This is a genomic window from Microbispora hainanensis (assembly GCF_006874475.1).
Lineage (GTDB): Bacteria > Actinomycetota > Actinomycetes > Streptosporangiales > Streptosporangiaceae > Microbispora > Microbispora hainanensis.
The window spans coordinates 48,875-62,606 of the sequence record NZ_VIRM01000015.1; the positions used below are offsets into that span (position 1 = coordinate 48,875).

At 68.8% G+C, this 13,732-nt stretch carries 15 protein-coding genes; 6 read left to right on the forward strand and 9 right to left on the reverse strand.

The features are described from left to right. Positions 1-35 precede the first annotated feature (35 nt). Positions 36-566, forward strand: a complete 531-nt coding sequence (locus tag FLX08_RS14575) for a hypothetical protein (RefSeq protein ID WP_208761452.1) — start codon at positions 36-38, stop codon at positions 564-566. On the opposite strand, the gene FLX08_RS14580 is transcribed toward FLX08_RS14575, so the two are convergent. The 6 genes from FLX08_RS14580 to FLX08_RS14605 form a co-directional block, all read right to left on the reverse strand. After that, positions 563-1,096 carry a hypothetical protein gene (locus tag FLX08_RS14580; RefSeq protein ID WP_341874329.1) on the reverse strand — a complete coding sequence of 178 codons (534 nt, stop codon included), beginning with the start codon at positions 1,094-1,096 and terminating at the stop codon, positions 563-565. The genes FLX08_RS14575 and FLX08_RS14580 overlap by 4 nt on opposite strands. A 191-nt stretch (positions 1,097-1,287) precedes the next feature. After that, positions 1,288-1,692, reverse strand: coding sequence for a hypothetical protein (locus tag FLX08_RS14585; RefSeq protein WP_142619373.1), 405 nt, complete (start codon positions 1,690-1,692; stop codon positions 1,288-1,290). Continuing rightward, the gene (locus tag FLX08_RS14590; RefSeq protein ID WP_142619374.1) at positions 1,692-2,009 is read right to left on the reverse strand and encodes a hypothetical protein; all 318 of its coding nucleotides are present in this window, start codon (positions 2,007-2,009) and stop codon (positions 1,692-1,694) included. Before FLX08_RS14590 ends, FLX08_RS14585 begins: the two co-directional genes overlap by 1 nt. 315 nt (positions 2,010-2,324) lie before the next feature. Continuing rightward, positions 2,325-3,371, reverse strand: coding sequence for a helix-turn-helix domain-containing protein (locus FLX08_RS14595; protein WP_142619375.1), 1,047 nt, complete (start codon positions 3,369-3,371; stop codon positions 2,325-2,327). Further along, complete coding sequence (locus FLX08_RS41365; protein ID WP_208761453.1) at positions 3,368-3,577, reverse strand: hypothetical protein; 210 nt, start codon at positions 3,575-3,577, stop codon at positions 3,368-3,370. The genes FLX08_RS14595 and FLX08_RS41365 overlap by 4 nt, the downstream gene beginning before the upstream one ends. Positions 3,578-4,358: 781 nt before the next feature. Next, the gene (locus FLX08_RS14605; protein WP_142619376.1) at positions 4,359-5,309 is read right to left on the reverse strand and encodes an NADP-dependent oxidoreductase; all 951 of its coding nucleotides are present in this window, start codon (positions 5,307-5,309) and stop codon (positions 4,359-4,361) included. Positions 5,310-5,413: 104 nt separating this feature from the next. Between FLX08_RS14605 and FLX08_RS14610 the strand changes: the two genes are divergently transcribed. The 4 genes from FLX08_RS14610 (at position 5,414) to FLX08_RS14625 (ending at position 9,368) form a co-directional block, all read left to right on the forward strand. Continuing rightward, positions 5,414-5,980, forward strand: coding sequence for a TetR/AcrR family transcriptional regulator (locus FLX08_RS14610; RefSeq protein ID WP_142619377.1), 567 nt, complete (start codon positions 5,414-5,416; stop codon positions 5,978-5,980). A gap of 94 nt (positions 5,981-6,074) precedes the next feature. Further along, on the forward strand, positions 6,075-7,223 hold the full coding sequence (locus FLX08_RS14615) for a UDP-N-acetylglucosamine--N-acetylmuramyl-(pentapeptide) pyrophosphoryl-undecaprenol N-acetylglucosamine transferase (protein WP_142619378.1): 1,149 nt from the start codon (positions 6,075-6,077) through the stop codon (positions 7,221-7,223). Positions 7,224-7,340: 117 nt separating this feature from the next. Then, a complete protein-coding gene (locus tag FLX08_RS14620) occupies positions 7,341-8,363 on the forward strand; it encodes a zinc-binding dehydrogenase (protein WP_142619379.1) in 1,023 nt (340 codons plus the stop codon). A 9-nt stretch (positions 8,364-8,372) separates the two neighbouring features. Beyond that, positions 8,373-9,368, forward strand: coding sequence for a sigma-70 family RNA polymerase sigma factor (locus tag FLX08_RS14625; protein WP_142619380.1), 996 nt, complete (start codon positions 8,373-8,375; stop codon positions 9,366-9,368). Between the two features lie 17 nt (positions 9,369-9,385). On the opposite strand, the gene FLX08_RS14630 is transcribed toward FLX08_RS14625, so the two are convergent. Then, positions 9,386-10,150 carry an SDR family NAD(P)-dependent oxidoreductase gene (locus FLX08_RS14630; protein WP_142619381.1) on the reverse strand — a complete coding sequence of 255 codons (765 nt, stop codon included), beginning with the start codon at positions 10,148-10,150 and terminating at the stop codon, positions 9,386-9,388. A 44-nt stretch (positions 10,151-10,194) separates the two neighbouring features. Next, entirely contained in the window at positions 10,195-11,154 is a 960-nt protein-coding gene (locus FLX08_RS14635; protein ID WP_142619382.1) for an alcohol dehydrogenase catalytic domain-containing protein, read from the reverse strand. 159 nt (positions 11,155-11,313) lie between these two features. On the opposite strand from FLX08_RS14635, the gene FLX08_RS14640 reads away from it, so the two are divergent. After that, complete coding sequence (locus FLX08_RS14640) at positions 11,314-11,700, forward strand: winged helix-turn-helix transcriptional regulator (RefSeq protein WP_142619383.1); 387 nt, start codon at positions 11,314-11,316, stop codon at positions 11,698-11,700. A 133-nt stretch (positions 11,701-11,833) separates the two neighbouring features. Here the strand turns inward: FLX08_RS14640 and FLX08_RS14645 are convergent, their stop codons facing one another. After that, positions 11,834-13,669, reverse strand: coding sequence for a glycoside hydrolase family 15 protein (locus FLX08_RS14645; RefSeq protein ID WP_142619384.1), 1,836 nt, complete (start codon positions 13,667-13,669; stop codon positions 11,834-11,836). Positions 13,670-13,732: the final 63 nt, after the last annotated feature.

Sequence of the window (13,732 nt, forward strand, 5' to 3'; positions counted from 1 at the left end):
GCCGGTTCCGCGAAGAACCTGGAGAATCGCCTAGCGTGATGGGGATTTCCGGGTTCGAGCCGACCTTTCTCGTCGGGCTTGAAGCCGTCTGCGAGGTACACGGCCCGAACCTGGCCGCGCTTGGTGGCCGACGTCTGACGGGATTCGCGATCGTGCGTTTCGTCGAGGACGGGGACTGGTTTGCTGACTGCCCCATCGTCTTGGACTTCGACGGGGTCCGGGTAGAGGTCTGCCACTGGAAGCTCGATGAGCTGTCGATCGGCTGGAACAGCATCGACACGACGACTGCGATCAGTGACTGGGAGTGGTTCGAGCTGACTCCGGCCTGGTCCAGCGCCGACGAACGGCTTGAACCGTTCGTCGGCCAGGAATTGCGCGAAGTTGCTCTCCTGGAGTGGCGTCCTTCGAGTTATGACCTGGCGGACGGCACCATCGCAGTGGAGTTCGTCTTCGACGCAGGCCGTTTCCACATCGCCAACGGTCTTGACGAGAACAGCATCGAGCTCGGCAAGGCCGATCCAGAATGGGTGCGGCACTCACTGGGCTGTGGCACGCGGCCTGACTAGGTCGGCCTCCGGTTGATCTCGATGATCGGCAGCAGGGTCGCCTGGGCCGGCGTGCTGATTTGCCGGGGTGTGGGCCCAGCGGGGGTGGGGACGTCGGCGAGCTGGCCGAGCAGCCGGTCCAGGGCAGCCTTGCCTTCGTCGACCGCGGCGCGTTCGTCGTCGGTGAGCGGGACGGCGGCGAGCATGCGCTGCAGGTTGTCCTTGGCTTCCAGCAGCAGTGCCTTGGAGCCGTCCTTCGGGGTGTAGAAGTCGCATTTGGCGCAGGCCATCCGGTGCGGGCACTGCTCGAAGAAGGTGTAGTTGCAGAACCCGTGGCCCAGGTCGTAGTACTGCCACGGTTCTCCGGCGGCTGGGGCTCCGCTCTCGACGGCGTCTCGGTCGATCAGCACCTCGATGGTGCGGACGTTGCGTTCGAAGTATCCGGCGTCGGTGTAGGCCCGCGTCAGCGTCGTCGGGGTGATCTTGGCGTAGTACTGGGTGGATTGCGGGGAGCGGTGCCCGAGCCAGGCCTGCAGCTCGAACAGCGTCATCGGTTCCTTGGCGTTGTAGAGCTGGCTGGCGATGGTGGAGCGGGCCCGGTGGCTGGTGATGTTCCCGCGGACGTCGGTCGCGGGGACGCCGGCCCCGTCTCCGGCCCGCAGTCCCCCGGGGTGGGCGGCGGCAGACGAGAGATCAGCACACGCCGTGCTGCGCTATGTCATGCAGGTACGTAGCGCACGCTTCATACTGCTGGCGCATCTGGTTCCGGTGCCGGGCCCGAAGATGTGGGAGGTTCAAGAGGCACCTTTATTGCTCTTCCACGGGGAAACTCAAACTTGCGCAGTACGAACATTCCAACCAGCGTCATCATGCTTGGGCCAGAGAATAGAGCTGCCAGCCATGATTGCCCCTGCAGGCCAACCAGGACTGCGGCTACCAGCATTACCAGGGAGAGCCCGAAGCCCATGATGAGCCCAGTCATGAGCAGGCGATGTGCCAGCCTCTCTTTGGCCATGCGATATGCGTGCTCGCGCGCAAGCTGCGGTTCCAACGCCTTCAATGCGATGCGCAGGTGCTCTGGAGGAAGCTGTGCCCACTGCTGGGCAAACTCCAGGCCAGTAGGCAAGCGATCGAAGCCGGGAGCCATTAGTTCATTCCTCCGCCGCTCTGTACCGGAACGTCCATGCTCTTGATCCGATCCGGCGGTGGGCCCAGTTTTAGAAAGAGGCGGTCGAGCGCTTCAGTGAGAGGCGTGTCGTGAACGGGATGTGGGCCGCTGCTTGCTTCCGTAAGAACCCGCTCGGGGTGGATGGGATTATCCGCGGATTGGCCATTTGCTTTGTGCCGGTCGAAACGCAAGTCTCTATAGTGGCGCAGGTAGGGATCTCCGCCGATGGACCACCTTTGCACCCAGGCGAACGCATCATGCGTGCTGAACAATTCATCCAGCTTGCTGAGCCACATATCGGCTAGCCTGTAAGCTAGTTTTCGGATACGACCGTTACTGCTCACCGAACCACCCAGATTGACTGGACTCCTCCAAGTCAGCATGACACACGGGCGAAGGCTCGCGTACCCCCTGTTCTCTCGAGTGTGTTGGCCGAGAATTTGGCGCGGTTGAAGGAATCCCATCCGTTAGGTTGATCGTTCCCTGCACTAACCGGGTACAGGCGGGCCAGGTTGGCCCCCTGGCCGCTTCGCGTCGCCCTGATGGCAGACAGAGATCAGGACAGGAAGAGACAAGAACGGCCCGCGAGGCGGGCCGTTCTTGTCTCTCGGCTATCCGACAGGTCTGAGACGGGGGCGCGGCACAGGAAAGAGTTCGTTGTGTTCGGGAGTCGCGAACCCAGCGAGGTGAGCGATGTCTTGCGCGCCAAGCCCCTTCCCGGAAAGTGCACTTCCGATGTTGACCGTGAGCTCAGGGCGTTCGGGAGCGAGCTCCTCACTGAGAGGCTCATTTGTCTTCCAGCCCTTGGCGCTGAACGCTTTGTGCAGGTTCGAACGTTCACCTGCGGTTATAAGGCCCGAGTGATGGGCGCGCTCGATAAGAGCTTGCATGGACACACCCCACTCGCGCTTCAAATCGTGGAGTCTGCCGATTTTAAGGTTCCGCAGTTGCGGCCGGATCACTTCGATTGGCATAAGGAACTCGGCCGCGAACTCATTTGCTTCCGCCTCTACGTCCGGAGAGATTTCGACCGAATGCAGACAGAGGTGGCCAAGCTCATGAGCCAATGTGAGCCGCTTCCGATCTGTAGGAGCCCTGCCATTGATCAGGATCACAGGGTGATCATCGATCCATTGAGAGAGGCCATCGACTCGAGCCGTCCCAAAGTCTTCCTCGATGACCAGGCAGCCTGCGGCTTCCAGCCACCGAGTAAGTGAGCGTACCGGCCCAAGCGGCATGCGCCATTGCATGCGGACAAATCGTGCTGCATCAGTGGGCGTTATTTCCAGGGGATCCAGCGTCGGCACACGTTGTTCCGCGCGTAGCGATACCTCCTCAAACAGCATTCGTGCGTGCATGCGATACATGTTGAGCTTGGCCTCGAGTTGCCGCCAAACTGTGGGTTTGGCGGTCATGCGCCGGCGCATGTGAGCATCAATTGCCATACCGCCGCGCACGCGTCCCGCTCGGGCCAAGAACGTCTCAGTGACGCCCAAGGCCCGAGCCAACCGCGCAAGGACATCAGGTTCAGGCTCCCGCAGGTCATTCTCATAGCGCGAGAGCGCCGCCTGGGTTACCCCTGCCGCGGCCGCAAGCTCTTCTTGCGTCAATCCGCATGCCCGGCGAGCTGTCGTAAGCACCTCGCCGAGGTTGCTCATGATTGCGCGCCCTCCTCCGTGTCGTTGTCGTCGCGGTCCGATTGCTCGTCGCCCAGCTGGATGACGGGAGAGGAGGGGCCGTCTGCGGGCGGCAGTAGAGGCGTGACCGTGCCGCCGGCGTACCCAGTGCCCGTATCGGGAAGGTCAACGAGCCAGACGATCTCATCCTGTCCGTCCCGTAGGGACAGGACGGCCTGCCCCATCATGCGCGTCTCCTTGTCCCAGGTGTACCCGACAATAAGCCGGATCTCCTCCAGGTCGGAAAGCGTCTCCTGGACCGGAGGCTGGAAGAGGAACTCGATGGCTCCCGGAGTGAGATAGGTGCTGATGTTGCCGTCATCGCCGTGCCGCTTGGCCCGCAGACGGTAGCGGAAGCCTACGAAGATCTCTCGCGCGGCTCGCTGTCAACCAGCCGTACGGAGGGGATTCCATCAAGAAGGACGGTCAGGTGGTACCAGAGCCGGTCATGGATCCAGTTGGCGAGACCACGTTCGCTTGACTGTGAGACCCATGAGGGCTTCAGCCGCCGGTACTCGGCCAGGTCGGCCCTGGTGCGAGCGACGGATCGGGCGAACGCTTCAGTCACCTTGTCGCCAAGGTCGTCCAAGACTTCATCGGCTTCAGGGTACGAAAACATACCGGAAAATATACCAGCAGCGATCTTGACGGAGAGTCACATTCGTATCTCGGATCGTTAGAAGTTTGTGATCTTGATCGCCTCGATATCCCTGTGTGACGACCAGGACGTGCGAGCATGGACGCTGGCGGACATCGGTGGAGTGCAAGCCCACGTCCCTTAGTTCATCCGTGAGGTTGGCCCGGTGTCGTAGTCGCCAGAAAGAGGTCCCAGGTTCAAGTTCTGGTAGCCCCACCACGAACCACCAGTTCAGAGGCCAGTTTCGACGATCCGGGACCTGGCCTTTGCTCGTTCGACCATCCTTGCGTCTCCCTGGGTTGTCTTCCCTTCATCATCGCGACAGCCTTGATCTAGAGGTCGATGACGATCTTGCCGTGCACGTGCCGGCCGGCCTGGAGCTCGGCCGCGCGGCGGATCTGCTCGATCGGGAAGCTCGCCGCGATGGGCACCCGGAGCCGGCCCGCCGCGACCAGGCGGGCGATCTCTTCCAGGGCGCCGGGGGCGGCGTTCGCGCCGTTGGCCGCCGCCACCCCGTCGACCTGCGCGGCGATGGTGCAGATGCGGCCGTCCGGGACGCCGAGTTTCCTCGCGGCGTGCACGGTCTCCGTACCGTGCAGGTCGATGGCCGCGGTGACACCGCCGGGAGCGAGGGCGCGGACCCGGTCGGCCAGGCCGTCGCCGTAGGCGACCGGCTCGGCTCCGAGGTCGCGCAGGAAGCCGGACGAGGTGGCCGATCCCGTCCCGATCACGCGTGCCCCTGCGAGCCGGGCCAGTTGGACGGCGAACACGCCGACCCCTCCGGCCGCGCCGCCGATCAGCACGGTGTCGTCCGGGCCGGGGCCGATCACGGCGAGGGCGGCGGACGCCGTGCGCGCGGCGATCGTGAGGGTGGCGGCGGTGCGGTCGTCGACGCCGTCGGGAGTGTGATGGGCCTCGTTCGCCGCGATCCCTCCGGCCGGGTCGATCACCACGAAGTCGGCGACCGCGCGGGACAGGGCGCCCCCGAACACCCGGTCGCCGGGTGCGAAGCCGGTCACCCCGTCACCGACCTGGTCGACCAGTCCCGCGTAGTCGGTGCCGAACCCGGCCGGGAGGCTCAGGCCGAACCGGGCGGCGGTGTCCGCGTCGGCGGTCATGATCCAGTCCATCGGGTTCAGCCCGGCCGCGGTGACCCGCACGCGGATCTGTCCCGGACCCGCCTGCGGCGGGGGAACCTCACGGACGTCCAGAACCTCGGGGCCGCCGAACGAATCGAGCAGGACCGCCCTGCTCCTGCCCGTCGGCGGTTGATCGTGCTGCATGTACGCCTGCCTCCTTGGGGGGAACGCGTCGAAACGGACTATGCTCCGGTTCAATGGATGACCCTAACACAACCGGAGCGTGTTCCGTTTTGACTGAGGCAGAGATGCGCGCGACGCGGGCGGACGCGGCCCGAAATCGCGACCAGTTGCTCGCGGTGGCGACCCGCGTGTTCGCGTCGGCCGACGCCGAGCCGTCGATGCGTGCGATCGCCCGCGAGGCCGGAGTCGGCATCGCCACGCTCTATCGGCATTTCCCGACCCGCGAGTCGCTGGTCGACGCGGTCTACCGGGACCAGGTCGTACGGCTGACGACCGGCGCCCGGGAGCTGCTCGGCGAGATGCCCCCGGCCGCGGCGATGCGGCGCTGGATGGACCTGTTCGGCGACTGGATCGCGACCAAGAACGGCATGCTCGGCACGCTGCTCGCGATGATCGAGTCGGGCGAGATCACCCATGCGCAGACCCGGAACGAGCTGCTGGCGGCCATCACCACGATCCTCGACGCCGGTCGAGAGGCGGGCGACCTGCGTTCCGACGTCGGCGCCGAGGACATCGCCGCCTCCCTCATCGGCATCTTCACCGTGGCCCCCCGGCGGGAGCAGGACGCCAAGGCAGGTCGCCTGCTCGACCTGCTGATGGACGGCCTCCGGCCCGCCGCCCGGCCGGCCTGAGCCCGGACCGAGCCGCCGGGCGGGCAACGGAGCACGGCCGCAATCGTGAAACGATCATGAGTGCCGATGCCGTACACGTGAAGGGGACGACCGCATGACAGCCGCGCGGAAGATCAGGATGCTCGTCACCGGGGGCGGGACCGGCGGGCACACCTATCCCGCGCTCACGACCATCACGGCCGTTCGCCGGCACGCCGCGGCGCAGGGCCGCGACGTGGACGTGCTGTGGGTGGGCACGGCCGACGGGCTGGAAGCGCGGATCGCCGCGGAGCACCACATCCCGTTCAGGGCGATCAGCGCGGGCAAGGTCAGGCGATCGCCGAACCTCCGTGAGCTGGGCCGGAACGTGGTCGACCTCTTCCGCATTCCCGTCGGGGTGCTGCAGGCCGCCGGCATCGCCGCGCGCTACCGGCCCGATGTGGTGGTGTCGACGGGAGGGTATGTCTGCGTGCCCCTCGGTCTCGCCGCCCGCCTTCTCGGGCGTCCGCTGGTCATGCACGAGCAGATCACCGCACTCGGCCTGGCCAACCGCATCCTGGCCCGGGTGGCCACGACGGTCGCGCTCACCCACCCCACCTCCATCGACCACCTCCCCGTGCGGGCCCGCGCGCGGGCCGTGGTCACGGGCAACCCCATCCGTCCCCGGCTCCTGCGCGGAAACGCCGCGCGGGCGCACGAGCGGTATGGCCTGGCGCCGGATCTGCCGCTCGTCTACGTGACCGGCGGCGCCCAGGGCAGCCGGCAGATCAACACCCTGATCGAGCGGATACTCCCCACGCTGCTCACCCGCGCCCAGGTGCTCCACCAGTGCGGCCGGGACTGGATCGGCCATCTCACCGAGGTCGCCGCCGGTCTGCCCACCGGGATCGGCGAGCGCTATCACCCCACGGCGTACGTCGGCGAGGAACTGCCCGACGTGTACGCCGCGGCGGACGTCGTCGTCTCCCGCAGCGGCGCGGGAACCGTCGCCGAACTGGTCGCGGTCGGGAAGCCGTCCGTCCTCATCCCCCTGATCCCCGCCGCCGGAGACGAGCAACGCGGCAACGCCCGCTACCTCGTCCAGGCCGGAGCCGCCCGCGCCCTGCTCGAACCCGGCCCGGCCCCTCACCAACTCCTGGCCGAGCTCGACGTACTGCTCACCGATCCCGGCCTTCGAGCGCGCATGACCGATGCCGCCAAAGCCCTCGGCCGGCCCGACGCCGCCGACGCCCTGGCCAGGGTGATCCTCGACCAGGCGAAGTAACCCCCCTTCCTCCGGGTGCGGCCGATTCCTTTTGGCGGCGACCGGGGTCTACATGAGAGATCGGCTCGCGCGCCGGGCCGATCTCTCATGTACGCCGAGAAGAAAAGCCGATCGCCGATGAGCATTCCCACGACCATGCGCGCGCTGCAGCAGACCTCCCTCGACGGCCCGCAGGACATGCGCCTGATCACCGACGCGCCGGTGCCGAGCCCCGGCCCGGGCGAGGTCCTGATCCGGGTCACCGCCGCCGGAGTCAACTTCGCCGACATCTCGAAGGCGTACGGCACGTTCCTGGACGGCCCGCGGCCGCCATACCTGGCCGGTTTCGAGGCCGCCGGAGATGTCGTCGCGATGGGCGAGGGGGTGACCGGGCCGCGCCCGGGGACCCGTGTCACCGGCGTCGGAAACGGCGCTTTCGCCGAATACATGGTGCTGCCCGCGGCCGCGGCGATGCCGGTGCCCCCTGGCTGGACGGAGCAGCAGGCGCTCGGCCTGGTCGTCAACCTGCCCACCGCGCTGGCCGCTCTCAAGCCTCTGGGCGGCATCACCCCAGGCCAGACCGTGCTGATCCACGCTGCGGCGGGCGCGACCGGCCAGGCCGCGGTCACGATGGCCAAGCACTACGGCGCGACCGTCATCGCCACCGCCTCGCCGGCCAAACATGAGACGGTGCTGGCACTGGGCGCCGACCACGTCCTGGACTCCCTCGGCGGCGATCTCGCCGCCGGCGTGCTGCGGCTGACCGGCGGCGCCGGCGTCGACCTCGTGCTGGAGTCGGCGGGCGGCGCCACTTTCGAGGCCGGCCTGGCCGCCGCGAAGCGGGTCACCGGCCGCGTCGTCGTCCTCGGCCTCGCGGGCGGCGAAGCCGCGATCAGCAACTGGCACCTGGTGTACAGGCATCAGGTCCATGTCATCGGCCTCAACATCGGCGTGCTGATCCAGGCCGCACCGCAGATCTTCCGCGAGGTCATGGGTGAGCTGTCCGCGCTCATCGCCGCCGGCGTGCTCGCCCCCCGCGAGCCCACCGCGTATGACCTGGCGGACGGTCCGAAAGCGCTCGCGGAACTGGAATCCAGAGCCACCGTCGGCAAGCTGGCCCTGCTGCCCGGGGACACGTGCCCGGGCGTGGTGCGGCACTAGGCTCTCGGCGTGACGGCGCATCTGCGAGGGGCACCGGACCGAGACCGGTTCACGGCCGAGACCGAGCGGTTCCGCCGGGAGCTGCTGGCGCACTGCTACCGCATGGTCGGCTCGGCGCACGACGCCGAGGACCTGGTGCAGGAGACCTATCTGCGGGCGTGGCGGTCCTACTCCGGATTCGAGGGCCGCGCGTCGATGCGGTCCTGGCTTTACAGGATCGCCACCAACGTCTGTCTCACCGCGTTGGAGCCGCGCCCGATCCGGGTGCTGCCCTCGGGGCTGACCGGTCCGTACGACGGACCCGATCGCCCGCCGAGGCCCCTTGCGCCGGGCGAGGTCGCGTGGCTGGAACCGCTGCCGGACGCGTGGGTCGCCCCACCGGCCGGCGATCCGGCCGCGGTGATCGTCGAACGCGAGTCGCTGCGGCTGGCGCTCATCGCCAGCCTGCAGCACCTGCCCGCCCGCCAGCGTGCGATCCTCATCCTGCGCGAAGTGCTGGCCTTCTCGGCGGCCGAGACCGCGGAGATCCTCGGCACCACCACCGCGGCGGTGAAAAGCGGTCTGCAGCGCGCCCGCGCACGGCTCGGCGAGCTGGAGCCCGAGCCCGTGGACCTGCTCGAACCGGCAGACCAACGGGCACGCGCGCTGCTCGACGGCTACATCGCGGCCTTCGAGCGCTCCGACGTCGGCCTGCTGGAACGGGTGCTGCGCACGGACGCCACGCTTGAGGCGACGCCGTTCCGCGACTGGCAGTCGGGCCGGGCGAGGTGCGTCCACATGCTCGGCGCGTACGTGCTGGGCACGCCGGGCGACTGGCGGATGATCGCCACCGCGGCCAACGGCCAGCCCGCCGCCGTGGTGTATCACCGGGACGCGGACGGCGCGCTCCGCGCCGACGGCGCCGTGGTGCTGGCCCCCACCGCCACGGGCGTCTCCCGCGTGATCAAATTCCATGATCCCGCGCTGGTCACGGCGTTCGGCTTCCCGGACGTGCTCGCGCACTGACACCGCTTGCCTGCCGCTCAGGCGGCGGTGATTCCGCCGTCGACGGCGAGCGCGGCACCGGTGATGAACCGGGCTTCGTCGCTCAGCAGGAAGGCCACGAACGCGGCGATCTCCTCCGGCTGCCCGATCCGCCCGATCGGGTGGATCGCCTCGGCCGCGCGCAGGGACTCTTCCGGTGACGGACCCATGTTGCCGCGCAGCAGCGGCGTGTCGACGCCACCGGTGACCAGGGCGTTGATCCGTATGCCGGACCCGGCCACGTCGAGCGCCGCCGACCGGGTCAGCCCGAGCACGCCGTGCTTGCCGGCGCTGTAGGCCGCCATGCCCGCCTGCCCGGTGACGCCGAGCACGGAGGCGTTGTTGACGATGGCGCCACCACCGGCGGCCCGCAGCGCGGGGATCTGATGCTTCAGGCCGAAGAAGACGCTGCCGAGGTTGAGGGCCAGGTCGGCGTGCCAGGCGTCCCCCTCCACGTCCGTCACCGCCCCGACCGCCGTGGCGGCGCCGACGTTGTTGAAGACGCCGTCGAGCCGGCCGTACCGGCTCACCGCCTGCCGGACCAGCTCCGCGGCCTCGGCCTCCACGGTCACGTCGGTGGGTACGAAGGTGGCCTCGCCTCCGGCGGAACGCAACTCGGCGGCCAGCGCGTCGCCGGCGTCCTTGCCGCGTGCGGCGAGGACGACGTGTCCGCCCTCGGCCGCGATCCGCTCCGCGGCGGCACGGCCCATCCCGGACGTGGCACCGGTGATCAGGATGACTTTCTCTGCGAAACGTGCGGACACGACTACTCCCTCAAATGGGTGGGTTGGCGATATCAGAAGGGATGTCAGAAGGTGAGTACGAGCCGGCCGCGAAGACCGCCGGCCTCGAGCCGCCGGTGCGCCTCGGCCGCCTCGGCCGCGGGCATGGCCGCGGCGACGCGCGGGGTGAGCACGCCCGACTCCGCGAACAGGCGAATTTGTTCCAGCTTGTCCGTCCGCCCCGCGTAGTCGGGGACGAACGGCGTCAGCACCGTGACCCGGCCGCCGCCGTCGATCTCCTGGCCGCCGGGCTCACGGGCGGTGCGGAAGCGTACGTACCGGCCGCCGTCGCGTACGGCGTGCAGAAGACGTGGTCCGACCAGCGCCGTGTCGGCGATCGCGGCGACACCGTCCGGATGGCGGGCCCGGATGCGCTCGGCGACGTCGGACCCTCTGGCCACGATGCCGGCCGCACCGGAGCGGCGGACCAGGTCCTCGTCGGCGGGCGCCGCATCCGCGACCACGCTCAGTCCCGCATGTCGGCCCAGCTCGACGAGGTAGCCGCCGAGCGTCCCGGCGGCCCCTGTCACGGCGAGGACCGAGCCGGGCGCGAGCGCCAGCAGGTCGAGCGTCAGCAGCGCGGTGAGCCCGTTCATCGGCAGCGTGGCCGCCGCCGCGTGATCGGTGCCCGCCGGTGCGCGGACGACCCAGCCGGCCGGCAGCACGACATACTCGGCGTAGCCGCCCGCGGCTGGGCCTACCGGATGCACCATCGCCATCACCGGGTCTCCCGGTGACAGCGCGGTCTCGGTGCCCGGTCCGATCTCGTCGACGACGCCGGCGATGTCCATCCCGGGCACGTACGGCGCCGGCACCCCGGCGAACAGCCGCGCGAGCGTGCCGGAGCGTAACAGCGTGTCCGCCGGATTCACCGCGGCCGCCCGCACCCGCACCCGGACCTCGCCGGGCCCGGCATGGGGCTCGGGCAGGTCGATGACCCGCAAAACCTCGGGCCCTCCGAACTCATAAAGACCAATTGCATGCATCGCCGCAGCTCCCCGATGGTTCTTTTCGTATACCTGGTGCGACTTCAGAACCGTCGCATGAGGCTGGGGGAGGCGGCAAGAAGGCACTTCGACATGCCCAGGTATCACCGAGAGAACCGTTACTTACAGGAACCTGGTATCGCTTGTATACTGCATGTCATGACGCATCCGACCCCGCAGGCGGACGACACCGCCTCAGACCGATGCGAGCAGGCGCGCGACCTGATCCGCGACGTACTCGAACGGGTCGGCGACAAGTGGTCGGTGGTGGTCATCTGCCAGCTGAGCGACACCACCAGGCGATTCAACGAACTGCGCAGGATGAGCGCGCCCATCACCCAGCGCATGCTCAGCACGACACTGCGCGGTCTGGAACGGGACGGCCTGGTGACGCGGACGGTCCATGACACCACGCCCCCGCGCGTCGACTACGCGCTGACCCCCCGCGGCCTCAGTCTGCTCGAGATCGTCCGTGACCTGGCCGGATGGGCCGAGGACAACGCCGCGGGCATCCTGGAGTCCAGGACGGCCTTCGACGCCAGATGAGCGTGGCAGGAAGGGCGTCGAGGACGAACGGATTCACCGTGGTCGAGCCGCGTATGCGTACGAGCCGCTGAACGCGCTTGCCATCGGCTTGGCGGGGCGCGGCCCGCCGGCTACGCGGGCGCGCACGCCGAAGTCAGGAGGTGTGAGCCCGTGCGGTCCGTTCGGCCTCGTCGATCGCCCAGGCGGCGTTGATGAGCCCGATATGGCTGAACGCCTGCGGGAAGTTGCCGAGCAGCTCGCCGCTCCCGGGGTCGACCTCCTCCGACAGCAGGCCCACATCGTTGGCGTACGCGGCGGCTCGCTCGAATGCCTCCCTGGCCCGGCCGACCTGCCCGGACACGGCGAGCGCCTGCGCCAGCCAGAACGAGCACAACAGGAACGTGCCCTCCTCGCCGGCGAGGCCGTCGACACCGTCCTCGGCGCGGTAGCGGTAGACCAGGCCCTGGTCGTCGGTGAGCCCCTCCGCGATCGCGTCGATCGTGGAAAGCACCCGCGGGTCGTCGGGTGGCAGGAAGCAGATGATCGGCACCATGAGGGCACTGGCGTCCAGCTCGTCGGAGCCGAAGGACTGCGTGAACGCCCCCACCCGCTCGTTCCAGCCCTCGCGCAGCAGGGTGTCGCGGATCTCGGCGCGGGTCCGCCGCCAGGACTCCGTGCGATCCTGCGCCCGGAGAAGGCCGGCGAGGGTGATGCCGCGGTCCAGCGCCACCCAGCACATGAGCTTGGAGTAGAGGAAGTCGCGTGGCTCTCCGCGTATCTCCCAGATGCCCTGGTCCTTTTCCGTCCAGCGCTCGGCCGCGGTGTCGGCACAGGCGACGAGGAAGCGCCTGACGTCGTCGTCGATGCCGCCGATCTGGCGTTCGAGGCGCGCGGCCGCGTCCAGCAGCTCGCCGTAGACGTCGATCTGCCGCTGGTTCCACGCGCCGTTTCCGACGCGTACGGGCCGGCTGTCGCGCCAGCCGCGCAGGTGCGGAAGGGGTCGCTCGCTCAGGTCGTGCTCGCCGCGGATGCCGAACATGATCTGCAGCGCGCGGTCCTGGTCGAGGGACGGGGCCGCGGTGGTGAGGAAGGAGAAGAAGTCGCTCGCCTCGTCAGGGCAGGCCGCGACCCACAGGGCGCTCAGGGTCAGTGACGCGTCCCGGACCCACGTGTACCGGTAGTCCCAGTTGCGCTCACCGCCGGCCCATTCGGGCAGCGACGTCGTGGCGGCCGCGACGATCGCGCCGCTGGGCTGGAAGGACAGTGCCTGCAGCACCCGCCCGCTGTGGTGCACCAGGTCGCGCCACGGGCCGTCATAGGCCTGGTGGAGGCTGGACCACGACTGCCAGGCGGCGATCGTGTCGTCCAGCCGGGCCGCCAGTTCCGTCTGGTCCCACACCCGCGCGGGAGTCTCCTGCGGCGTCGAGCGGTGCATCCCGAAGTGCAGTGTCTCGCCCTCGTGCACCGTGAACACGCCGCATCCGCTGCAGTCGTCGACGCGCAGGGGGACCGGCGTGGTCAGCACGAGCGACTCGGCTCCGCCGTGGGCGGTGACGCCGCCGCCGGCGACGGACAGGATCGGGTGGATCAGGCCGTACTCCGGCCTGGGCCGGTAATCGACCTCCATCGGCACCTCGCCGCCGAGGCCGGACACCCGCCGGGCGAGCAGGTGCGGCACTCCGGCGCCGAGCCGGTGGCCGCCGTCGTCCGGTCCGGTGAGCAGGGCGTCGGTGAGAGCGACCGTGCCGCTCCCGGTGCGGAACGTGGTCTCCAGCACCATCGTCTGCGGCAGGTAACGGCGCGTCGTCTCGAAAGGGACGGCCGGGCGGATCGACCAGTGCCCGGCCTCGTCGTCCAGCAGGCGGGCGAAGACGGACGGCCCGTCGAACCGGGGGAAGCACAGCCACTCGGCCGATCCGTCCCTGCTGATGAGGCCGGCGGAATGGCGATCGGACACCAGCGCGAGGTCGGCGATGGGGGTGGTGCTCATCAACGCCCGATACCCGGAGAAGACCATGACATTGCGTACGGGCTCGGCAAATCGCGGCAAAGG